The organism is Spongiibacter pelagi (assembly GCF_014705705.1).
In the GTDB taxonomy this organism is placed as follows: Bacteria; Pseudomonadota; Gammaproteobacteria; order Pseudomonadales; family Spongiibacteraceae; genus Spongiibacter; species Spongiibacter pelagi.
The window spans coordinates 714,868-737,950 of the sequence record NZ_JACXLD010000001.1; the positions used below are offsets into that span (position 1 = coordinate 714,868).

At 52.0% G+C, this 23,083-nt stretch carries 21 protein-coding genes; 6 read left to right on the forward strand and 15 right to left on the reverse strand.

Annotated features, from left to right (window positions below):
• The first annotated feature begins 48 nt into the window (after positions 1-48).
• The 3 genes from IB286_RS03330 to IB286_RS03340 are packed head-to-tail and all read left to right on the forward strand — an operon-like array spanning position 49 to position 5,449.
• Positions 49-3,096 (forward strand): cache domain-containing protein, encoded by a 3,048-nt coding sequence (locus IB286_RS03330; protein ID WP_190762385.1) that lies wholly within the window; start codon positions 49-51, stop codon positions 3,094-3,096.
• A gap of 9 nt (positions 3,097-3,105) precedes the next feature.
• Positions 3,106-4,644, forward strand: a complete 1,539-nt coding sequence (locus IB286_RS03335) for an ATP-binding response regulator (protein WP_190762387.1) — start codon at positions 3,106-3,108, stop codon at positions 4,642-4,644.
• Positions 4,637-5,449, forward strand: a complete 813-nt coding sequence (locus IB286_RS03340) for a M48 family metallopeptidase (protein WP_190762389.1) — start codon at positions 4,637-4,639, stop codon at positions 5,447-5,449. Before IB286_RS03335 ends, IB286_RS03340 begins: the two co-directional genes overlap by 8 nt.
• Here the strand turns inward: IB286_RS03340 and IB286_RS03345 are convergent.
• A complete protein-coding gene (locus IB286_RS03345) occupies positions 5,438-6,091 on the reverse strand; it encodes a TetR/AcrR family transcriptional regulator (RefSeq protein WP_190762391.1) in 654 nt (217 codons plus the stop codon). The genes IB286_RS03340 and IB286_RS03345 overlap by 12 nt on opposite strands.
• Positions 6,092-6,326: 235 nt before the next feature.
• Here IB286_RS03345 and IB286_RS03350 point away from each other — a divergent pair, with 235 nt between their 5' ends.
• Entirely contained in the window at positions 6,327-7,937 is a 1,611-nt protein-coding gene (locus IB286_RS03350; RefSeq protein ID WP_190762734.1) for a GMC family oxidoreductase, read from the forward strand.
• On the opposite strand, the gene traF is transcribed toward IB286_RS03350, so the two are convergent.
• Positions 7,934-9,061 carry a conjugal transfer protein TraF gene (gene traF / locus IB286_RS03355; RefSeq protein WP_190762393.1) on the reverse strand — a complete coding sequence of 376 codons (1,128 nt, stop codon included), beginning with the start codon at positions 9,059-9,061 and terminating at the stop codon, positions 7,934-7,936. The genes IB286_RS03350 and traF overlap by 4 nt on opposite strands.
• A 243-nt stretch (positions 9,062-9,304) precedes the next feature.
• Between traF and IB286_RS03360 the strand changes: the two genes are divergently transcribed.
• Positions 9,305-9,955 carry a lysophospholipid acyltransferase family protein gene (locus IB286_RS03360; RefSeq protein WP_190762395.1) on the forward strand — a complete coding sequence of 217 codons (651 nt, stop codon included), beginning with the start codon at positions 9,305-9,307 and terminating at the stop codon, positions 9,953-9,955.
• On the opposite strand, the gene IB286_RS03365 is transcribed toward IB286_RS03360, so the two are convergent.
• Positions 9,952-10,239 carry an anti-sigma factor family protein gene (locus IB286_RS03365; protein ID WP_190762397.1) on the reverse strand — a complete coding sequence of 96 codons (288 nt, stop codon included), beginning with the start codon at positions 10,237-10,239 and terminating at the stop codon, positions 9,952-9,954. The two genes, IB286_RS03360 and IB286_RS03365, sit on opposite strands and share 4 nt — an antisense overlap.
• On the reverse strand, positions 10,233-10,979 hold the full coding sequence (locus tag IB286_RS03370; protein WP_223826058.1) for an RNA polymerase sigma factor: 747 nt from the start codon (positions 10,977-10,979) through the stop codon (positions 10,233-10,235). The genes IB286_RS03365 and IB286_RS03370 overlap by 7 nt, the downstream gene beginning before the upstream one ends.
• A 91-nt stretch (positions 10,980-11,070) precedes the next feature.
• Between IB286_RS03370 and IB286_RS03375 the strand changes: the two genes are divergently transcribed.
• A complete protein-coding gene (locus IB286_RS03375; protein WP_190762399.1) occupies positions 11,071-11,928 on the forward strand; it encodes a DMT family transporter in 858 nt (285 codons plus the stop codon).
• Between the two features lie 8 nt (positions 11,929-11,936).
• On the opposite strand, the gene IB286_RS03380 is transcribed toward IB286_RS03375, so the two are convergent.
• The 11 genes from IB286_RS03380 to IB286_RS03430 form a co-directional block, all read right to left on the reverse strand.
• On the reverse strand, positions 11,937-13,658 hold the full coding sequence (locus tag IB286_RS03380) for a BatD family protein (protein WP_190762401.1): 1,722 nt from the start codon (positions 13,656-13,658) through the stop codon (positions 11,937-11,939).
• A 20-nt stretch (positions 13,659-13,678) separates the two neighbouring features.
• Entirely contained in the window at positions 13,679-15,583 is a 1,905-nt protein-coding gene (locus IB286_RS03385) for a vWA domain-containing protein (RefSeq protein ID WP_190762404.1), read from the reverse strand.
• Positions 15,576-16,382, reverse strand: a complete 807-nt coding sequence (locus IB286_RS03390) for a VWA domain-containing protein (protein ID WP_317889690.1) — start codon at positions 16,380-16,382, stop codon at positions 15,576-15,578. The genes IB286_RS03385 and IB286_RS03390 overlap by 8 nt, the downstream gene beginning before the upstream one ends.
• Positions 16,383-16,659: 277 nt before the next feature.
• Positions 16,660-17,193, reverse strand: coding sequence for a DUF4381 domain-containing protein (locus tag IB286_RS03395; RefSeq protein WP_190762406.1), 534 nt, complete (start codon positions 17,191-17,193; stop codon positions 16,660-16,662).
• Complete coding sequence (locus IB286_RS03400; protein WP_190762408.1) at positions 17,190-18,146, reverse strand: DUF58 domain-containing protein; 957 nt, start codon at positions 18,144-18,146, stop codon at positions 17,190-17,192. The genes IB286_RS03395 and IB286_RS03400 overlap by 4 nt, the downstream gene beginning before the upstream one ends.
• A 26-nt stretch (positions 18,147-18,172) precedes the next feature.
• Positions 18,173-19,150: an AAA family ATPase gene (locus tag IB286_RS03405; RefSeq protein ID WP_223826059.1), complete on the reverse strand. Its 978-nt coding sequence runs from the start codon at positions 19,148-19,150 to the stop codon at positions 18,173-18,175.
• Between the two features lie 13 nt (positions 19,151-19,163).
• Positions 19,164-20,018, reverse strand: coding sequence for a putative RNA methyltransferase (locus tag IB286_RS03410; protein WP_190762410.1), 855 nt, complete (start codon positions 20,016-20,018; stop codon positions 19,164-19,166).
• A 55-nt stretch (positions 20,019-20,073) separates the two neighbouring features.
• Positions 20,074-21,492, reverse strand: coding sequence for a wax ester/triacylglycerol synthase family O-acyltransferase (locus IB286_RS03415; protein WP_190762412.1), 1,419 nt, complete (start codon positions 21,490-21,492; stop codon positions 20,074-20,076).
• A gap of 83 nt (positions 21,493-21,575) precedes the next feature.
• Positions 21,576-21,875 (reverse strand): hypothetical protein, encoded by a 300-nt coding sequence (locus tag IB286_RS03420; RefSeq protein WP_190762414.1) that lies wholly within the window; start codon positions 21,873-21,875, stop codon positions 21,576-21,578.
• Positions 21,872-22,255, reverse strand: a complete 384-nt coding sequence (locus tag IB286_RS03425) for a PH domain-containing protein (RefSeq protein WP_190762417.1) — start codon at positions 22,253-22,255, stop codon at positions 21,872-21,874. The genes IB286_RS03420 and IB286_RS03425 overlap by 4 nt, the downstream gene beginning before the upstream one ends.
• 54 nt (positions 22,256-22,309) lie before the next feature.
• On the reverse strand, positions 22,310-22,765 hold the full coding sequence (locus IB286_RS03430; protein WP_190762419.1) for an acyl-CoA thioesterase: 456 nt from the start codon (positions 22,763-22,765) through the stop codon (positions 22,310-22,312).
• Positions 22,766-23,083: the final 318 nt, after the last annotated feature.

Consider the following 23,083-nt stretch of genomic DNA (forward strand, 5'->3'; position numbering starts at 1 on the left):
AGCTCGGTAGAAATAACACAGGGTTAGAATCTGGAGTCCTCCGCGCGCATGCGTTCTAAACGTAGCCTGGTCCAAATTTACATGCTCAGCCTGATTGCGCTGTCGGCTATGCCGGTGGCGGTATTGGGATATATCTGGATATCCACTGAGTATGATCGTTACAGTGAGCAAACTGAGGCCCGGCGTGAAAGCTATATAGAGTCTCGCCGTGAATTGCTGCGCCGCGAGGTTAATAAAGCCTCGGAATACCTAGAGTTTCGTTACAGCCAACTCAATGCACAACTCTATAACGATCTGCGTCGCCAGATCGCCAGCGCTATTTCCTTTATAGAAAATAACCGCAAGCAATATCCCGCCGAGGACGCTAGATCCCAGCTCACGCGTTTGAAATCCACACTGGAATCTTTTCGCTTCCTTAATAACAAAGGTTTTTTCTACCTATTCGATGGTAATGGTAAGCCGCTATTAGCGCCGCTGGGGCCGGGGTTGGAAAAGCGCTTGGTCGATCGCGACGCCTTGGCGGCTTTTGCTTCGCGTTTGAAAGGCCTCAAGGGTGAGAAGAACTTTGATTTTGCAGAGTTCAGAATCAATGATCCCGGCAGCGAGGCGGCCGGCGAGCGCAATTTGAGTTTTATTTATTACTACCAACCGCTGGATGTGTTTATCGGCTCGGGTGTGTATCTGCGCGATGAAGTGGCGCGGGTGCAGCAGGAAGTGATTAAGCGCATTGCTGCGGTGCCGGTTGATGCCGACAACTCGGTCTTGTTTATGGTAGATCAGCAGGGTCGCCAGTTGGTCAATGCCCTGCAGCAAGATCGGCTGGGTCAGGTTATGCCAGGTGTGCAAGAAGCCGCTCGCTTGGCCGAAGGGCCAGATAGCAGTCTGTTCCGTGAGCTGAGCTGGATCGACGATCAGGGCCGGGGCAAGCCGGTAGTCGCCTATTTGCGCCGTTTTGAGCCTTGGGGTTGGGTTGTTGGCAGCGGGGTTTTTCTCGATGAATTAAACCGCCAACTCTCAGAAGACCGCCAAGAATTACAGAACCGGGTTGGCGAGCATGTGCGTTCTATCGTCTTGCTTGCACTGGGTTTGATGAGCTTATCTGCGCTGGTGGCCAGTTGGTTGGCGCGGCGCAATGCGGCGGGTTTCCGAATTTTTCAGCAGTTCTTTAATGACGCCAGTCAGCGCTCCACGGTGATTGATGTTGAGCGCCTGCCCTTTGCCGAGTTTCAGCAGTTGGCTTCAGAAGCCAATTTTATGGTGGCCAAGCGCGGTGAAACGGAGCGTGCCTTAAAGCTCAGCGAGCGGCGCTTTCAGTTGGCCTTGGACGCAGCCCAGAACCACCTCTGGGATTTAGATCTTACCTCTGGGCTGGTTACCGTTAGCGATACCTTCTTCCGTACCTTGGGCTATCCCGCGCTTAACAAACCTTGTCCGGTCGGTATGTTTAAAGAAGTGGCCAATCCTGCGGATTTAGAAATTATCTCTTCGGCGGTGGATAGTTGGCTGGGTCTGGCGACAGGCAATAGCGTGGAATTTAGAGTGCGCGACAGCCACGGTCGTTACCGCTGGATTTACAGTCGGGGCGATGTGGTTGAAAGCGATGAGGCCGGTGAGCCGACTCGCGCCATGGGCATTATGATCGACATTACCGACCGCAAGGTGATGGAACAGGAACTGGTTGATGCGCGCATTGCTGCGGAAGATGCGCTGCACGCCAAGTCTCAATTTTTATCCAGCGTGAGTCACGAGCTGCGCACGCCGCTTAACGGTGTGCTGGGTTACGCTCAGTTATTACAGCGCGATCTGAACTCCAATGAGCCGGAAGGGCAGGAATATCTGCGCGGCATTGAGAGCTGCGGTAAACATCTGCTTAACCTGATTAATGATGTCTTGGATCTGGCCAAGATTGAAAGCGGCAATGTGAAGATTTTCAGCCGCCCCAATGTTCTCAAAGAAGTGTTGAGCAGTGTCAGTGATATCGTCGCGCACCGGGCAAAATCCAAGGGCTTGGAATTTACTGTTGATGTCGGAGCGAATATACCCGACAAGGTTCAGGTTGATGAAGTGAAGCTGCGGCAGGTGCTGGTCAACCTGCTGGATAATGCAGTGAAGTTTACCGAGCGTGGCTCTGTGCGTTTGGATGTGCGCGGCGACGTGGAAAAAATGGTGCTTAATTTTGCCGTTAGTGACACCGGCATGGGCATTCCGCCAAACAAATTGCGCGATGTGTTTGAGCCTTTCCGTCAGGTGAATCCGCAGGATGGTAAGGGCACTGGGCTTGGGCTGGCGATCTGCCGTCGCATTATCGATGCCATGGGTGGCCAGTTGCGGTTGCAAAGTATTGTGGGTGAAGGCAGCTGTTTCTATTTTGAAATTCCGCTGATTCCCGTTCGTGATGAAGAGTTTATCGACTTTGGTGCGGGTACCTCTGCTCCGCAAATTGCGGCGCAGCCAGTAATACCCGGAAATACCGGGCTATCGATTATTGTCGCCGATGATGTGGCGGTGAATCGCCAAGTGGTCATCGGTATGTTGTCTGATATCGTCACCGATATTCGTGAGGCGGCCGATGGTTTAGAAGTCATCGAATTGCTCAAGGAGCGGACTGCGGATCTGGTCATTATGGATTTGCGTATGCCGAATATGGACGGCATGGAATCCACCCGCATCATAAAACGCGAAATGAAACTGGATGACGTGGTGGTCATCATGGCCTCCGCAACTACCGACGAGCAGGTCATTACCGAAGCGCGAGAGGCGGGTTGTTCTGGTTTCCTGCCTAAGCCAATTGGCATGGATGAGTTGTTTAAAGCCGTTGCTGAAATTTCAGGCCTTGCTATGGAGCCTGTGGCCGAGCCTGGGGCTGCCCCTGCCGCCACGCCCAAAGTTGCTCCAGTGGCCGAACAAGTGTCAGAGGCGGTAAGCAATGCGATCGCCGGGGCAGTTGAGCTGGGAGATATTTCTAGCCTGCGGGATACCTTGCGTAAACTTCGCGATGATGGAACAGCGCCGGTGTTTTGCCAGCAGGCAGAAGCGATGCTGGCCCAGTTTGATTTTGACGGTTTGGCCGCATTACTAAAGAAGGTATCGGTATAGGCTATGGTGATGAGTACGGAAAGCGGCGGCGAACAAATTCTGCTGGTTGACGATAATCCCACCAATTTGCAGGTCTTGTTCAAAACCCTTGAGGGCAGCGGCTATCGTCTGTTGGCAGCTCGCGATGGTGAGGCGGCTTTGTATACCGCCAAGCGTGCCAAGCCCAGTCTGATTCTGCTCGATGTAATGATGCCCGGCATGGATGGTTTTGAGGTTTGTGAAAAGCTCAAAGCCGATCCGGAAACTGCCGACATCGTCGTAATTTTCCTTTCAGCTCTGACCGATAGTCAGTCTAAAGTTCACGGTCTTGCCATTGGTGGTGTGGACTATATCGCCAAGCCTTTTCAGTCTGATGAAGTGTTGGCGCGGGTGCGCACCCACATCAAATTACACCGCTTGGAAAAAGCCTTGGCCCGCCGCAATAGTGAGCTGGAGGATGAGAATCAGCGTATTCTCAACGCGGTAGAAGAAGCCATTTTCGGCCTGGATGTCGAGGGGCGAATTACCTCAATGAACCTGCGCGCCGCCCAGTTAACCGGCTGGCCCCAAGCCGATGTCTTGGGTGAAAGTTTATTTCAGCTTGAACTGTTTCCCGGTGACACGAATTTAAATGAAGCCTTATTAATGCTTTGCGAAGCGGGTGTTGGCCTCAGAAAAAATAATGTTGCCTTGAGTAATCGAGAAGGCCTGCATATTCCCGTTGATCTCAGTGGTGCCCCGCGCAGCGGTGGCGGCGCGGTATTGGTATTGCGCGATATCAGCGAGTGGTTAGCGAATCAGCGCGAGTTGGAGCTAGCGCGGGAAGCGATGGATCAGCAGCGCCAGCATATGGCGCATATTGAGCGCTTGAGTACCGGCGGTGAGATGGCGGCGGGTATTGCCCACGAGGTGAATCAACCGCTAACCGCGGTGAGTAATTACGCCAAAGTGGCAGAGCGCTTAATTAGCGATTTGCCCAGTGAGAAATCCGCCAAACTTAAGGATGTGCTGGAAAAAATTACCATACAGGCACAGCGCGCATCGGCGGTGATTCAGCGTATGCGCAGCTATGTGAAAAAGCCCAGCGGAGCGAAAACTGAAATCACCTTGCAAGAACTGCTTAAAGACGTGATTTCACTGGCCGAGGTGGATTCTCGTGTGAATGGTATTCGGGTGACATTGAAACCGAATGAGACGCCGTTGTGGGTATATGTTGATGAGGTGCAAATTCAGCAAGTGGCCCTCAATCTTATTCGCAATGCGATGGAGTCCACCGCCAAGGCCGATTCCATTATTCCGGTTGCAGTGACTTTGTTTGGTGAAGGAAATCTTTACGGATTCGAAGTTTCGGATCGCGGCGCAGGTCTCGATCCCAAAGTAGAAGAGCAATTGTTCAGCCCCTTTGTAAGCTCAAAAGAAGGGGGTATGGGCATAGGATTGTCTGTATCGCAATCCATTATGCAGGGGCACGGCGGTGATATTCGTTACCGACCCCACCCAGAGGGTGGCGCGATTTTTCGCTGTGAATTACCGGCTTTCAGTCCCACGGAGGGGGTAGAAAATGCCTAATGTGATAAACACCGGGCGGCGAAGGAAAAGCGCCAGTAATTTTTTTAAATCTAAGGGCTTGGGCCGGCCCAATAAAGAGCGCCGCGAACAGCGGGCAATTGAGCTGGCAGGGCGCAGCCTAAATTACACCTTGGTGCGCAGTCCGCGTCGCCACCGTAAGCTGTCTTTGCAGATTAATTTGACCGGGGCCGTGGAAGTGCGCGCGCCCTATGCCGCTAGCGAGATGGATATTGACGCCATGCTGCGCAAACACCGCGATTGGTTGTTTGAGCGCCAGCGTGAAGCGGCGCGGCGGCCGGGGCCAAGAGAATGGCGTTACTGCAACGGCGAACGCCACCCGTTTATGGGTGAGGAGCTGGCGCTGAAAATTCAGCGGCGGCAGGGGCGACCAAGATTAGAGCGCTGCGGTGGTGAATTGCTGGTACACAGTGCCAATACTGAAGCTGATGCGCTGAAGAGTCTGTTATCAAGTTGGTATACCCGCCAGGCACAAACGGTGTTTAGTGAACGTCTGCGCTATTGGAGTAGCCGTTTAGATTGGGTCGAGAGTGTGCCGCCTTTGCGTTTGCGGCGGATGCGCTCTCGCTGGGGTAGTTGTAGCCGTGAAGGGCGCTTGTGTCTTAATACCCGGCTTATTAAGGCCGATCCGGATTGTATCGACACGGTGATTGTTCACGAACTTTGCCATCTGCAAGAGTTCAATCACAGCAAAGCGTTTTATCAGCTCATGGATTCGGTATTGCCGGGATGGCGGGAGCATCAGCAGCGCTTGGATGAAATGGGCGTGACGCTTTTAAGAGACTGAGTTTAGCGGATGACTTAAGCGGCTGGTCGCGGTGAATAACAGCACCGCACTGCCGATTATTTGTTCCTGTGGCTCGCGATAGCCATTCAGCGCCCAGCGCCGGCCAATTTGAACGGCTGCGCCAATGAGTCCCGCGTGTACCATGGCTTCATCGCACTCATCTGGAAGAATGGTGATGCCTGCTTTTTCCGACAGATTGCGGCTCAACTCAGCAAAGCCGTCCATTGCCTCGTAGTACAGTTGGTTCATCGCCTCACTCACGCCAATGATTTCAAATAGGATCAGGCGCGCCATATCTGGCTTGCTTTTTAATGTGCTAAAAAAGGCGTGTAAGGTGGCTTGAATCAGTTGTTCCTGTCCGTCACCGGCTTCTTCCGCAGCGGCAATCATTTGCCATTGCAGGGCGTCGGTTTGTTCGCGGTAGACTTCCGCCAGCAATTGCTCGCGATTCTTGAATGATTCGTAAAAATAGCGCTCGGTTAGCTGCGCTTCTTGGCAAACCGCTTTGACCGTCGTCTTGGCATAGCCGTGTTCACCAATTAGGCGTAGGCCGGCCTTCATTAACTGGCGGCGCCGGTCGCTGCGGCGTTTGGTGATACTTTCGCCACGATAGGGGCGGGTTGCGGTCGTTGTTGGGCTCATATCCAAATGTTGACATAACATATTGTCAAAAACAATGACAAGAATCGTTGTCAAATATAAATTTCCATATCTGATTGATTATTATAGTAAATCTTGGTTTTTAAAATCTGCTCCCAGCATTTTAAGTTTTTCTGGGGGCGATGGCGCGCGCGAGATAATTATTGACAATAGCGCATGTCAGATATATTTTGACATGCGTTATTGTCTAATTTAAACAAGTATTGAATAGCACGTGATGAAGTACGATTTTGACTATCTAATTGTCGGCTCTGGTTTTGGCGGCTCAGTGTCTGCACTGCGCTTAGCAGAGAAGGGGTATTCGGTTGGCGTAATGGAAATGGGTTGCCGCTGGGAAACTGATACCCTGCCAAAAACCAGTTGGAATATTCGCCGCTGGATGTGGAAGCCCTGGGTGGGTCTGCGCGGTTTCTTTAACATTCGCCTGTTTCGTCATGTGATGGTGCTGCACGGCAATGCTGTTGGCGGTGGCTCAATCACCTATGCCAATACCTTGTTGGTGCCCAAGGATTCGGTCTGGCGAGACGGCAGCTGGTCGGGCTTGGAAGATTGGGAGTCAGTGATGCCCGGTCATTTTAATACCGCCAAACGAATGCTGGGCGTGACCGAAAACCGGATTATGGGGCCGGCGGATATTCTGCTGAAGGAAGCGGCTGAGGAATGCGGACGCGGCGATAGCTTTTATCGCACACAGGTCGGTGTGTTTTTTGGCGATGAAGGCGAGGTGCAGGGCAAACGCTATCCCGATCCTTACTTTGATGGTCAGGGGCCGGAGCGCAATAGCTGTATCGGCTGCGGCGGCTGCATGGTGGGTTGCCGTTACAATGCCAAAAACTCCTTGGACAAAAATTACCTCTATTTAGCGGAGCGTCGTGGAGCTCAGGTTTTTGAAGAAACCCGGGTGATCAATATCAAACCTCTAAACGGCGGAGAAGGTGAGCAGGGCTACGAGGTTACTACCCAAAGCAGTCGTCTATTTGGCGGTTTGTTGCGCAAGCGCCGTTGGCGGGTGCGCGGTGTGGTGGTGTCGGCATCGTCACTGGGTACTCAGGAGTTGCTGTTTAAATTGCGCGACAAAGGCTCATTGCCCAATATCAGTGATCAGCTCGGTCGCCGGGTGCGAACCAATGCCGAATCCCTGATTGGTGTGCGGCTGCCGGGTGATCCAGAAATGGATAAAGGCATCGCAATAGGCTCTGGTTTTTACTTGGATGAGCACACCCATATTGAAGCAACGCGCTATCCTCGGGGGTCGGATGCTATCGGTTTTTTGTTGACGGCCTTGGCGCGTGGCCAGCCCGGTTATCGCCGAATTTTTACTTGGCTGCGCACTTTATTAAAGCTGCTATTGACCAAGCCGCTGCTGGCGGCACCGCTGTTACTGCCGTTTAATATGGCCAGACAAACCCTGATCTTTCTGTGTATGCAGACGCTTGAGGGGCATATTGATCTGCGTTATCAGCGCCGCTGGTACTGGCCGTTCTCGAAAACCTTGCAGAGTTTTGGCCCTAAAATTCCTACCTTTATTCCGCAGGCTAATGAGTTTGCCTTTAATATGGCGCGGCGCATTGGCGGGCTGGCCGGCAGTGTGATTACCGAAGTGTTATTTGATATTCCGGTAACCGCCCACTGCATGGGCGGGGCGGCAATGGGTAAAACCGCCGAGGATGGTGTTATCGACAGCCGTGGCCGAGTGTTTGGCTATCAAAATCTCTATGTTTGCGATGGCGCAATGCTGGGGGCCAATCTTGGTGTGAACCCCTCGCTAACCATTACCGCTTTAAGCGAACACACCATGAGCCATATTCCGCCAAAGCAGGCGGCTTAAAGTGGAAGCTGCATGCCGAGCTGAAAGCCTAGCTCGCGGGCGCCTGCGGTATGGCCTTCTACCAGTAGGCGTAGATCGCGTAGTCGATAGCCCAGTCCCAGGCTGAAGCTGTCTTTTTCATCGTGACCGCTGACGCTATTGGCGCCAGCGGTTAGAGAAAATTTGCTGGACAAGTTAAGGCGGGTGCTGAGGCGGGTGTCTCGCCGCGCGGCAAGCTCGCCAAAGCCGGGTGCCGGTGTCAGATCAGACATTAATTTGATTTCGCCCCAGCTTGGACGGTAATCGAATCCGGCCTTGAACTGGCTGCGTTGCTGGTAGGTAGTGCCGAGCACCCCCTCCATTTTCTGATTATAAATATCTGTTACGACTAAGTGCATGCCCAGCGGGCCTAGCTGATGTCGCAATCCCAAATCCAAATTTAATTGGTAGTGTTCATCGAGGTCGCGGCTGAAGCGGAACACATCTTTTTCCTGATACTCCGCCTGATTGATATAGCGCTCAATCAAGTTGATAACTTGAAATTTTGGTGTGGCAGCGAGTTGGGTATTGGGCAGTGCCTCAAATTGAAAGCGGTAGTTATAGCCGATATTGAGTGCGTGAACCGCAGAGACCTGTACATGAGAGCCAAGCTCTAAGGGCATAAACAGGCCGGTAATAGAGGCAAAGCGCAGCCGGTTTTCATCGTCTTCGTCGTAATAAAAGCGCCCGCTCAAATCAAAACGACTGCTTAGCAGCCAACTTTGCTGGGGGCTCTCGGCGCTTTGAAAACCCAGGTGAATATTGGAGCGAAAATGGGTGCGCGCGCGGTCGGCGTCTTTCATTGCGTCTACTAAGTCTTGTTCGTCACCGGGAATTAAAATCAGGCCACGGCTGCGGGCTTCGAGTCGCTCCACCTCTTGGGTGAGCTCTAGCGCCTTGTCCAATAAAGATTGGCTGTCGTCAAAAAACAGGCCGCCGCCAGCATAAAGTAGATCGTTTTCGGCCTTGGCATCGAGCGCCATATCGGCGGGGTTCTCAAATAATTGCGCCAGTTCGACCTTTTCGGCTAAGGCGGCTGCTGGCAGCGCCAGAGCGGCCATCGCCAAACTAGAACTAAACCAGTGCCGCTGTGTAGATGTGATCAATGTATAAAGAGTCGAGAGGGGGCTGGATATGCGGACAAACCGGGGCACTGTGTAATCCTTAGTATCATTTATTGTGAGCAAGCTTAGCTTGCACCTGCGAGTCCGGCAAGTTGCTGAAAATTGGGGCTGAAGGAGAGAAATGTTTCAGAATTGTAACAGTGCCTGTGCTGGCGTAGTATCTCGCGATGGGCTGGCTTGGTCTGCTAGACCTTAAATAACAATATCAACAAGTTTGGTTTGGCTATGACAACAACTCCTCCGGCGCGTGTTGACTATATGCAGCGCAAAACGGTTTGTAATCACCCTCTGATTTTGAAGTTTCTGCAGCTGAGTATGCTTGGCGTATTCCGTTTGCGCGGTTGGCGTTTTGATACTGAGCTGCCAGAACAGAGGAAATACGTGATGATTGTGGCGCCTCATACCAGCAATTGGGATTTTTTCTTGCTGGTAGGTTTTGGTGCCTCATTAAAACGGCAGGTGCGCTTTATGATTAAGCACACCTTCTTCTGGGGGCCGGTGGGGGTTTTGTTTCGCTGGCTTGGCGGTATTGCGGTTGAGCGTAGTAGCTCGCATAACTTTGTTGATCACATGGCCGAGCAGTTCAAAAAAACCGATGATATGGTGCTAATCATTACGCCGGAAGGAACGCGGCGCAAAGTGGATTCTTGGAAGGGCGGTTTTTACCATATTGCTAACGGTGCCGGTGTGCCGATTATGCCGGTGTATTTGGACTACGGCCGTAAAACGGTTGGCTTTGGTGAGGCGTTTATCCCAAGCGGTAATTTTGAGCAGGATTTGCCCAAGATTCTTGAGACGTATTCAACTGTGAGAGCGTGCCATCCGGAAATGGATGGCAGTAAGTTTTTACTCGACCAGGCAAAGGTCGCGGTTTAAGAACGGTCTTCCGGCGGGGCTTGGCTTGGGCCTGGCTTGGATTCAGACGGTTTTTGTTGAGTTTGCAGGCTGTTTATTACCTGCGCTATCGCGTCCTCTTCGGCTACCCATAGTTTAGCTGCCAGTGCGCTGGCGACCTCTTGGCTTTGTTTGAATTGACGTTGAAAGCGGCGGCAGTGACTACAGATCATCAAGTGCATATGAATCTGTACCCGGCGCAGGGCGGAGAGTTCGCCATCGAGTCTGGCGCAGGCTAATTCGGTGACTTGTCGGCAATTTAACATTCGCCGGTCTCCTGGTAGTGATTCACAATATCCAGCAAGCGCAGTCGGGCGCGATGAAGTAATACGCGGATATTGCCGCTGCTGAGTGCCAGCATCGCAGCAATATTGTCCAAATCAAATTGCTCAATTTCCCTCAGCAGAAACACGGCTTTTTGCTGTTCTGGCAGGTTACTGAGGCAGTGCTCCAAGCAGCGGCGTAATTGATCTTCCTGCAACATCAGTTCGGGTGTTGCAATATCCCAGTGGGGCGGCGATTGCTGCCAGTGGCCACGCTCATCAAAGCGCGGATCGTTATCGGCGAGCTTTACCGTCTCAATTTCCTCTACGCTAATATGTCGTTTTTCGCGGCGCAGGCGAGATCGAGCCTCGTTGCTGACAATCTGAATCATCCAGGTGCTCAGGCTAGAGCGACCTTCAAAATTGCCAATCGCACGGTGAATCGATGCCCACGCTTCCTGTACCACATCTTCGGCAAAAACATCGCCAATAATGGAGCGGGCAATAATGAGAAACTTCTGGTGATAACGGGCGATGAGTGTGGCAAAGGCCTGATTGTCTCCGGCTTGCAGGCGGCTGATCAATTGGGCTTCGGTTTGATTCTGGCGCAAGGGTTTACTCGCTGTTTTCCGGTACTGGCTAAATCGGAATGGCTGCAGTGGAGAGCCAAAGCTAATGTCGATAGTGTCCATGATTAGCGGGCCTCTGGGCAAGGGTAACGCCTCGGTGGTTAGGGTAGTCATACGAGTGAAAAATTTTTCTGCCTCTACTGTAGATGCATCAGTAGCCAGCTTGTTACAGTGCCGCTGTTTGAAATGGCGTGGGTAGGCGTAGGTGGTTGATCAGGTTGGACGTCGTAATTTAGGTATCGGAATCGGCTTGTCGATCCTGACCGTGTTTCTATCGGCCACCGTCGCGGCGGTGGGCAAGCACGTTGGCCAGCAGGTGCATATCTCCGCTATTGTTATGGCCCAGTACAGCATCAGCCTGTTGTTTGCGCTGCCACCGATTGCGCGGGGTGGTTTGAATAGCCTTAAGACCCCGAGACCGCTATTGCATCTTATCCGCGGTGTCAGCGGTGTCGCCTGCTTTTATTGTTATTACCTTGCACTACAAGAAACGACCTTGGTCGAGGCTTCGCTGCTGCGCAATACTGCGCCGTTAATGGTGCCATTGGTCATTATGCTGCTTCTAGGTGAGCGCCTGAGCCCCTCAATTTGGCCGCCATTGCTGGTGGGATTTATTGGAATTTTGTTGGTGTTACGCCCCGGATTTCAAACCCTGTCGATGTGGCATGTATTTGGTGTGCTGTCGGGTTTGGGCTTGGCGATTTCCATGGTGACAACGCGTCTGTTGGTCTTGGAAGAGCCGCAAAGTCGGATTTTGTTTTATTACTTTTTGATCGCGGTGATGGCGACCCTGCCCTTTTTTATTTTCTCCGGGCATAAGGTTCCAGATACAAGTTGGCTTTGGCTTCTCTATATGGGCGTGGTCATGTATCTGACCTTTATTCTGTATACCCAAGCCTATCGCTACGTTCCCGCTGCGACCTTGGCGCCAATCAATTATTTCGGCGTGGTGTTTGGTGGAGTTTTGGATTGGCTAATCTGGGGAGTGACCCCCACAGGGCTCACCCTCTTGGGTGTGGCGCTGGTGATGTGTGGGGGCGTATTGGTTCTTCGGAACCAGTAACTATACGTTTACTGGCCGGGATACAGTTCGGCTAATCCTTGCGTGGTTTTCTTTTTGCTACCTTTTTGTTGTTCTCGCCATGTAGCGATTGCGCTATCCAAAGCTGAGGCTTGTGTCGTCGCATCAGCGGTGTTTTTACTATAAAGCGCACTTTCAATCGCATTAGCACTGGCTTTAGTGCCGGGAATTTTATCCGCCAGTTCAGTGAGATTTAATGGCCGGCCAAAGGTGGCTTGGGTCCATGCTATTAGCGCGGGTCGCCATTGTGCCGGGTCACCTTGCTTAAGCGCCTTGGATAAAGCCTTGTATTGTTTCGCTTCTGAGGGTGTTTCCTTCAGTTTTACAGCGGTGGCGGACGTTGTTGTACGCTTTGTGAGAAGCCGAGCAGCGAGCAGGATATTAAGCAGTACAGATATCGCCAGTGCCGCTAATACATATGGCTGTTGGCCGGCTGATAGCCTTACTGGGCTATTTGCATCTGTTTGCGCTGAGTTGTTTAAGGGCTGCACGGGACTTGCAATCGTATTCTCAAGTGTCGGCTTGCCGATATTGGCATCTGGCGAGGCGAGGACTTGGATTTTTCTCTCTGGCAGTACCGCCACTTCTTGCTTTTGGGTTTGCGTATTCCACCATGGCAAGCGAATTTCTGGCAAGACAAGCTCGCCAGCCTGAGTAGGAATAATTGCTAGCGACTCTGTGCGTGTGCCCTGAAGTTGACCGTTGATCACGGCCTTGTCAATTTTGGCCTGGTCGGGATAAAGCTTGGTGCCGGGCAGTGATATTTCTGGCAGCGCTGGGAGTTGCGAACCGAGCAGACCGGTGGCGCGAAGCGTTATGTTGCGCGTTAAGGAGTCGCCGACATACACCGTTTCAGGCGATTGGCTCCATTGCTCCTGTAGCTTTAGTTGTTTGGCCGGTAGCCATACTTGGCCGGAAAACGCTGGCGCGGGAGGATCGATTCTAACGCGGTGATTCTGACTTCGCCGATAAATTTGGCGGCCGGGGTCGAACATGCTTCGACGATAACCTTCTACGCGAGCTTGTAAGGTCAGGGCTGGGATTTGTAGCTCGCCACTACTCTGCGGAAAAATAGCATAGCGGCGTTCGATAACTTGATAATCCTGACCGGAGATCTGAGTGCTGTAGCGGCTTTCGCCGAGGCTTTCCACAACGGCATTTTCCACTTCCAGTGGGTCGAGTGCCGCGTCTAAAAAATTCACCGAGGTAAAAATTTTAACCGTGTAATCAAGCTGTGCCTGTACCGGGCCGCTGCGAGGCGTAATGTCAGATTCTAGAAATACCTGCTCATTGCTGCGTTGAGTGGCGCGCAGATCGGGGCGCACACTCACGGTTAGCGGACGGGTTTGGTATTTGCCCATGGTGAGAGCGGGAATAGTCAGGTCACCTTCGCGTTTAGGGGCGAGGGTATAGGTCCATTTTCGGCTGCTGCTTAATTCGCCGTTGATAATCGACGTGCTACTGCTCTCTTGCTGATTGAGTACATGGAAGTCTTGATTAAGCGGGCTGATATCTGGGACATCGCTAAAGCGAATACTATTGGCTTGTAAAATCAGTGTGAAGGTTTCATCCATGCTGAGCTGCTGGCGATCAACGCTGGCCCGCACTTCCATTTCAGCTTGAGCGCCAAGCGAAAAAATCAACGCTAAAAATCCGGAGATAAATAGGCGAGCGAGGGCACTGTGGCCCGATCGGCGGAGTTTGTCTTGCATGGCTAAAATACGTCTCATGATTAATATGGCGCGATATCTTCGGCTTGCGGAAGCTCACCTTGGCGCGAGCGTTGTTCAGCCTGGTAATGAAATTTGCGCCTTAGAAATGCATCATCGTTTTCCGGTATGCGGCGCAGAAACTGCTCCTGTGCCTGCTGCTCTTCGTCCAATGTCTGAGCGCGTTCGCTCATACCGAGCGCTTGATCTTGGCTTGTTCCATCTTCAGAAGTTTCTTCCCTTGAGGGCGTGGCAGGATTGGCACTGTGCTCGCTTTCTGTGGCTTGTTGACGAGCGTAGTCATCGGCCTGTTGTTGATTTGCTTGCTGCTCAGGATTTTGGTCGTTGTTTGATGCGTTTTCTGACGCGCTGTCTTGCGATTCCTGTTGCTCGCCATCTTGGGCCGAATCAGATTCAGAATTGTTTTGCTGACCCTGCTCTTGTTGGTTCTGTTGGCCTTGCTGGTTCTCTGGTCCCTGCTGGTCCTTGGTGTCAGCCTTATCGCCGTCTTTGCTATTCGGGTCTTGCGAATCTTGTGAATTTTGTTGCTGCTGTTCAAGTTGTTCGATTTTCTCAAGATTGGATTGGGCGTCAGTCAATTCAGGGTCGAGTTTTAATGCTTCTTTATAGGCGGCTTTGGCCTCATCAAATTTGCCTTGTTTGGCTAGGGCGTTGCCGAGGTTGTAATGACCGTTGGCACTGGGATCTTTGGCAAAATCTTGGGCGGCTTTATTAAATTCGCCGGCGCGATAATGGGCGGCACCACGCCACGCGGGATCTTGAAAATGCTGTGCGGCTTGAGCGGGATCGCTGTTAAATAATTTGGCGCCTTGCTGATCGGGAGTTTGCCAAAGGTTTTCCCAATTTAGCCCCGCTGATGTTTGCGCTTCGGCATGGTGGCTGCTCAGGGTAAACGGAATGAGCAAAACAAGTGGAATGAACTGCCGACGAAAGCCCAGTAGGCACAGTGGCAAGGTCAGCAAGATTAACCACGGGGCGCCATCCTGCCACTGTTCGAGTTGGCGCTGACTGTCGGTTTGTTCGTCGCCTAGCGCAGTGGATTGGCTTAATGGGAGGATGTCGCTATTGTCTAAACTGAGTTGTCGATAAAGGCCGCCGCTGCTTGTTGCTAGTTTTGCAAAGGCCTCATTATCGAGCCGAGGCACAATAATATTGCCTTGGGAATCTTTTAGGAATCCGCCCTTTGCAAGGGGGATAGGGGCGCCCTCGGACGTGCCGATGGCGAGCACCGATATTGAGTAAGCACTGGTTTGGGCAAAACGTTTTAGAGTGGGCCACTGTGAGTCGGCAAAGCCATCGCCAATAAACAAAATTCTCCCCTGACTTGCGCCACCCTGTTCCAATAATGTCTGCGCTTGTTGCAAGCCTGCGAGTAAGTTGCTGCCGGGAACCGGCATCATGTCAGGGTTCAGTCCTTGTAATTGATGATTCAGGGTGTTGCTGTCGTCGGTGAGAGGCGCAACCACAAAGGCATCGCCGGCGCTGGCAATCAGGCCGGTTTGTCCGTCTTCGCGTAAGTCGAGCAGGTCGCGAATTTTGTATTTTGCCTGCTGTAAGCGAGAGGGTTTTATGTCTTCGGCAAACATTGATGGCGAGAGATCTAACACAATGACCAAGGCGTCGGCATTGCGCTGGAGTTTGCCGGGTAATTGATGCCATGCGGGGCCGAGTAAGGCCAGCCAAACTAAAAGACAGGCCAAGCTTGGTATGAGCATTGCGGTGGGTGAGGGCTTGCCGCTGTCTTTATCAAGCAGCCAAGGCAGAAGTTCAGGCGAAATGACTTTATGCCAATGACTGCGCGATATTTGTTGGCGGCTGAGTAAAAGGAGTAGCGCGCATAAGGGTAGCGCCGTCCACCACAACTCGGGCCTAAGCCAGTGCCAAGGCAAATTGCTCCACTCAAGCATCTTGATTTTCCCCGCTTGCGGTAAAGCGAGTGCGAATAATGTCACTGCGCTGTATCACAAAGATCGCGAAGCTGATCAAGGCCAGCAAAAGTGGCCAGTGTGTCAGTGAGTGTTGCGGGCGAAACATTTCCTGTTCTTGCTCAACTGGCTCCAGTGCGCTGATGGCTTGATAGGCCGACTGCAATTCTTGTGGGTTGTGCGCGCGGTAATATTCGCCACCGGTTTGGTGGGCAATTTCGCGTAGGGTTTTTTCATCCAAATCGGCGGAGGGGTTTATCTTCCTTGCGCCAAAGCGGGAACCGAATAATCCGGAGACCTCCATTTCGCTAGCGCCAATACCGATGGTGTAAATTTTAATTTTTTCACGCGCGGCCATATTCGCCGCTTGAAGAGGTGGCAATGTGCTTGCGGTATCGGCTCCGTCAGTGAGCAGAATCAGAACGCGGTCATTTTCCGGGCGCTGCCGGAGGCGTTTTATCGCAAAACCAATGGCATCGCCGATAGCTGTTTGCTTTCCGGCAAATCCAACCTGAGCTTCTCTCATTAAGGTATTGAGGGTGTCGGTGTCGAATGACAGGGGCGACTGAATATAAGCTTGTGAACCAAACAAAATAAGACCGAGCTTGTCGCCTTTGCGCTGTTCTACAAAGGCATTTACTACCGCTTTAACAACCGTAATACGCGGCATGGCTTGGCCTTGTATTAGCATGTCTTCTTGGCCCATAGAGCCGGAGATGTCTACGGCCAGCATGAGGTCGCGGCCACTCGCACTTATGGGTTGAGCTTCACCTATGCTCACTGGGCGCGCAGCGGCCGCAATTAGGCAGAGCCAGATTAAAGTAAAGGCGAGCAATCCTCGGCTAGAGCGTATCTGTTGCTCTGCCTGACCGCTAAAGCTTTGTAGTTCTGCATAAAATGGGACGCGCAAGGCATCACTAATTTGGTTTTGATTCTCTTTTGCCTTGGACAAGAGTCTGAGCGCGAGGGGCAAAGGCAGCAGAATAAATAGCCAAGGCCAGTGAAATTCTAGGCCATACAATTGGCTGATCACTGAATTCATGAAGGTTTGAAATGAATCAAACATCGGCGGGCCTATGGGACATTGATCTGCCCTGTTGAGCGATTATCCATTTCCGGCAAAATTGAAAGAGTTGGGTTTTGTCTTCGATTGTTTGTGTGGCGGAATAGCTGGTGAACACAAGATGAGAGAAAATCTGCTGAGCTTGCGCTTTGTCTTTACTGTTGGAAACTAAGAAATTGATCCACTTTTCGCCGCTGAGTCCGGCTGTTTCTTTTGGGTGCTGATGTATGGCAACGCGGCGCAAGAGTTGATTTAGTTGCTTGGCCAACTGTGCGTCGCAATCCGGTTTAAAGGTATCAATCTGCTGTAATTCGGCCAATGCTATGCGTAGCCATGCGCGATTTTGATGGCGCTTGATTAACCAGTAGGTAAGCGTGGCCGTGAGGGTTATGGCTAGCACCAATAATAACCACCAACCGGGTGCCCACGGGAAGCTGGCAACTTCAGCGGGTAGGTGGATGTCGGCCAATTGCGCGAGTGGATCGAGGCTGGAGTTGGCTGTGGTTGGCATGGCTGTCGACGGGTTCATGACAATTGCATGCCCTGCTTGAAGCTCTGTTGCAAAATCCTTAGCGGTTCTTGCTCGGTAGAAAGCTGAGACAGCGAAATTCGGCAACGTTGGAGACTGCCTTGTAAGTCTTGCGTTCGCGCTTGAAAGTGATTGGAAAATTGCGTTTGTATTTCTCGGGTAACGCGCAATTGCAAACGCTGCTTGCCATTGCTTATAGGGTAGTTGCCGGTCTGAGGGAGTGCCGCTTCTAGCTCGTCAAAAACCTGTATTGCGGTTACTGAATTATGGCGAGCAAGTAAGGTCAGTTGGCGCTCTGCGGCCTGATCAAAACCGTGAAAATCACTGATAATAAAGACGCTTGAACCGGGGCGCGTGATGCGCCGCAATGCTTCAAAGTGCTGAGCAAGGGCGAGTGTTTCGTCGCTTTGTTGCTCGGTCAATAAGGCTTGATTGGCCTCGCAGGCCTGATGCAGAAAATGAAGGACATTTTTCTGGCTGCGCCGTGGGCGTATCTCTCTGTGTTGATGATCTTGAAAAATAATGCCGCCTATCCGGTCGCTGCTTTCTAGTCCCGCCCAAGCGAGCAGTGCTGCCGCATGACAGGCGGACACAGACTTAAAGCGGGTGCGGCTGCCAAAGGCCATCGTGCGCCGTTGATCTAAGCAAATAATCACCGGGCGTTCGCGTTCTTCTTCAAAAATTTTAGTATGAGCTTTGGTGGTGCGGGCGGTAACGCGCCAGTCGATATGGCGAATTTCATCGCCACCTTGATATTCACGGACATGGTGAAAACTGAGGCCGCGCCCCTTATGTGGCGACATATGTTGGCCTTGCAGTGCGCCCATTTGCTTGCTGTTAGGGCGCTTTAGCTGTCCAGCTTGAAAGCGACAGCGAATCAATTGCGCCTGCTCGACACTGGCACCGCGAATATCCGAGAGCATCGAGCGTGATGTAAATTGCGAATGTGGCAAAGAAATATTCCCGAGTGGTTTACGGTTTAGGCTACGGGAACCCGGCTGATCAGGGTGTCGATCAGTTGGTCTTTGTTGATGCCATCGGCCTCGGCTTCAAAGCTGAGAATTAGACGATGACGGAGAACATCATGGGCGACCGCCTGGACATCGTCCGGGCTGACAAAATCTTTGCCTTGCAGCCAAGCGTGAGCGCGGGCGCAGCGATCTAGGGCAATAGTGGCGCGTGGACTGGCGCCGACATAGAGCCAGTTGGCAAGTTGCTCGTCATACTGGGCTGGGTTTCGAGTTGCGACAATAAGTTGCACCATATATTGCTCAACAGGCTCGGCCATATGCAGCTCAAGTAGTTCTCGGCGAGCTTGCATAATCAGTTCTTGAGACAGGGGCGTGGGTGGGTTGATATTGCCCTGATCCTCGCTGCGCACTCGGCGCAAAATTTCCAGCTCGGCGGCGGCGCTGGGGTAATCGACATTCACGTGCATTAGAAACCGGTCGAGCTGGGCCTCGGGAAGCGGGTAGGTTCCCTCCTGTTCCAAAGGGTTTTGGGTCGCCATAACCAGAAACAGATTTGGCAGCGTAAAGGTGTTGTTGCCGATACTGACTTGGCGCTCGGCCATGGCTTCCAGTAAGGCGGACTGAACCTTGGCCGGGGCGCGGTTGATCTCGTCCGCCAACACTAGGTTGTGGAAAATGGGGCCGCGTTGGAATTCAAAACTGCCGGTTTCCGGGCGATAAATTTCACTGCCGGTGACATCGCCCGGCAAAAGGTCGGGGGTAAATTGCACGCGTTGGAAGCTGCCCTCAATGGCGTCGGCCAAGCTGCGGATGGCCTTGGTTTTTGCCAATCCGGGAGCGCCCTCTACTAATAAATGGCCGTCGGCAATTAGCGCGATCAGCAGCCGTTCCACCAGTTTTTGTTGTCCAATAATTTGGCTTTCAAGCCATTCGCGCAAATTGAGCATGGCTTGTTGGTGGCTGTGCATGGTGGTGAATTCCGACATGCGGGTTCCTTATTTATGGGCTTTTTCTAAAAATACGGATAGTGGCATCCACACTGACCGACAAACCGTCTTTTTGTTCCAAGCGTTGACGAGCGGTGGGGCTGGCTCGGTGAAAATGGGGAGTCATTAAAAGCAGCTGGCGGCGTTGATCGGCATTGAGCGGGGCAGACTGAAACTGCAAGGCCTGTTGGAAAACCAGAGGGCCCAGCTTTTGCTGTGCTTCTTCACTGCTAGGGGCTTCGTGCTTTTTAACCTCAGCGTAAATTTCGCGGCGCAGTTCAATTAAGTGATCCGGGCCGGGATCAACTTGGATAAGCAGGCCGCCGGGACGCAGAACGCGCTGAAACTCAGCATAGACGGGAAAGCCAAACAGGCACAGCACAAGATCCTGGCTGTTTTCCTGAAGTGGAATCTTGCGATTGCTGGCGACGATGGCGGTGAATTGCTTGTAGCGACTAGCACAGGCTCGCGCGGCCCATTTGGAAATATCTAAACCCGTAACGCAAAGCTCTCGATTGGATTGTTCAAGTCGCGCGGTAATTTCATTGAGATAATAGCCATCGCCGCACCCTGCATCGAGAACATCAAGTCTCGATTGCCCCTGTATCGCGTTGTCGGTTATTTCCGCAAGTCGCTGTGCCAGCGGCGCATAGCAGCCGCTTTGCAGGAAGAATCGTCGGGCATCTACCATCTCACGGCTGTCGCCTGGGTCGCGGGACTTTTTATCCTGTACCGGCAATAGATTGATATGCCCCTGTTTGGCAATGTCAAAGCAGTGGCCTAGAGCGCAACGCAGGCTGCCATTTTCTCGGTGTAACTCGGTCTGATCGAGTGGGCATATCAGCGAGCTGTCAGAGATAAATGGCATAGTCGTTTAGCAGTTAAGTGCTGAAGGCAAAGTCCAGCGAGTACAGGGTCAATAATTATTTCAGCGTTGCCGCTTTTAGCTCATCAAAACTGCGCTGCAAACACTGCGCATAAAATGCAGGGTCCGGCATCATTTGTCGGCAGGCAGTAAAAGAAACCGAGATGCTTCCTTTCTTGTCTAGCACTGAACTATAAACAATATGAAACAGACCGACATTAGGCAGTAGCGGACCAAGCGCCATGAAATCTACCAGTTTAGCCCCGCAAAAATAAAGCTGTTCTTGAGGGCCTGGCACATTGGTGACGATGGTGTTAAAAATAACCGCCGACTCCGCAAGTCCGGTTGAGGTTGCCGCGCGCAAGGCCAGTGACAGCATTCCCCCCGGCAAAACATCGGTCACTTTCATTGTTACTCTGGGGCCGAGGGCGTTGGCGAAAGATTTACTTTCCATTGAGGCTTGGTGGATGGCTTCCAAACGGTCCTTGGGGTCTTGGATAGCGGAATGCAGGGAAACCGTCATAAAGCCCACCATATTTCCGCCGGCGTCCGCTTCTTGGTCGTTGCGTACATCAATGGGGCAGCCGGCAACCAAGTTTTCTTTGGGCATGGCTTGGCGACTTTCAAGATAATGCCGCATGGCCCCGGAAATAATGGTCAACATAACATCGTTAATCGTGGCGCCTTCGCAGGTGTTTTTAATGGCGCGAATATCGGCAAAATCAAAGGGCAGCGCATCGCAGACCCGGTGCGGAGAAATTTTGCCTTGGAATAGCGTTTCTTGCTTGTCTTCCAATTTTTGAAAGTCGCCGTCTTTGCGGCCTTGGTAAAGACGCAGCGCAGAGGGGATCATCTCCTTACCAAAATTCCATAGTTGCGCAGGCTTGCGCAGGTTGTTGAGCAGCGCGGCACCGAGTAGCTTGCGGTTGGAAATATGCTCTTTGGCTGGAGTGGGGCCAGCGGGCAATTGGTTTATCTCAGCGCTTAAATCATGCAATAAAGGAATAAATTGAGCGCCGGTGGCGCCGTCCATCGCGGCGTGATGCACCTTAATAAGTAGTGCAAAACAGCCCTTGGGTAGATTTTTAACCTTGTCTAATCCCTCAATAACGTAGATTTCCCACAGTGGAAGATTCATATCCATGGGGCGCGCATGTAGGCGCGAGGCAAGAATACAGAGCTGTCGCCAATCGCCCGGCTTGGGCAGCGCAAGGTGGTGTACATGGCGTTCAATGTCGATCTCGCCAGCGCTTTCCCACCAGGGCTGATCCAGATTCATTGGAACTTTACGCAGGCGCTGGGTGAAGATCGGTGAGAGGTGTAGCCGCTGCTGTAATAGTTGCAGGATTTGCTTAAAGCGAACCAGTCCACCCTGAGCGGTGGCTTGGTCGTAGATTGCCATAATGCCGAAATGTTGGGGCAAGCCCTGTAATTCGGCGTGAATAAACATGGCGTCCTGGCCGGTGAGCTGTCGCATAGTTGCTGTCCTTGATTCTTATTGTTGTGCGATAAGTTGTTGTGGCAATAGTTGTTGTGGCAATGATTGCTCTGAGCTCAGTCTTAGAAAATCCAAGCGAGCATGAGCCAGATAACGATAAAAAAGCCGAGAAAGCCGCCAAGCATATATTGCAGCTCACCAAGCAAGCCATCGCCTGCGGCGAGTGCGAAAACCACTAGGGTGATGGTGGTGACGAAAAATGAAATTACGGCGGCATTTTTTAGGCCCAATCCGGGGCTGAACGTGGTGGCAATAAACTCATTGACTAAGGGCAGCATCAGCCACCCAGACAATACCACCAAGCCTAAAAGGACTGCTGCAATGAGCAGGATGCGGGTGGGCGAAGTTTGGCGCTCGCTCATTGGGCCGCGCTCGCCTGATTGGCTTTAATCAAGTCGCGAAAGACCTCGGGCTCGGGCAGGCCAGCCGCTTGGATTTCTGGGGTGTCGCCAGCGGTGAAGATCGAAACCGTGCCGACCCCAAAAATACGATTAAAGAAGGACTGAGTGATTTTTACGGTGCGAATGCTGCTGACACTGAGTTCGGTGCGCTCCTTGCTGAGCAGGCCTTGCTCTAGCACCACTTCGCTGCCGTTGATTTCCAGCTTGGTGGATTTACATTTTAAATACCAGTACAGCAAGATAATGATGCCGACCCCTACAGGCACGAGCAGGCAAGCCAGCAAGAAGCCAAAAAAATTATTGCGCCACATGGACGGGTGTTGGGAATAGGGGGTGCTCATATTTCACTCTCTCCAAAAAATCTGCCAATTATTCTACACAAATCACGAGCTTTGTTATTGCTCGCTTTCTATTGTGATGACCGCCGCACCGTACTGTTCAATAAATTCTGGGGGCATGCGGCGGGGCTTGCCATTACTCATTCGAATACAGATCAACTGCCATTTTGCCCGGAATAGGGTGTGGCCGTCCTCGTGTACCAATTGAAATCGCCGCTCCATACTCAGGCGGTTGTCATTGCCGGTAAGCCATGTGGCGAGTTTGCAGCGCTGGCCGAGATAGGCCGCCTGAGTATAATCGTATTCCGCATGCCGAATTGCCATAGCGGCATCTAATTGTTTGTAGCTTGCTAAATCCAAGTCCAGCGCTACCGAATGCGCCCAGCCCGCCTCCTGACACCAAGAAACGTAGACCGCATTGTTGACGTGCCCGAGTCCGTCGATATGTTCAGCCTGAATTTCGATATCACGAAGAAAAGGATTTGGGTAATCAAATGGGGCATCTACTTTCACAATCTGGTCCGTTCGAAATAGGTTTTTGTTGTTTCGGCTCTGAATGATGGGCCCATTATCCTTGATAAGACACGCTGCTGCGAATTGTACCTAGCGGTATAAGTATTAGCGCGTATCTGTTAGCTCTGCTGTTTTACAGCATTTGCGCTAAGTGCCGTACTTGGCGCTGTTTTTGTGACATTTATCAATATCTTCGAAATAAAGAAACGACTTTGCTTAGCTGCGCTATACGCAAAAGTCCCTAGTTCTTCCTCGGGCTGCAACTGATTCAATCTCCCACGTGGATAAATCTGTGTCGAAATTAAGCATTAAAGAAAG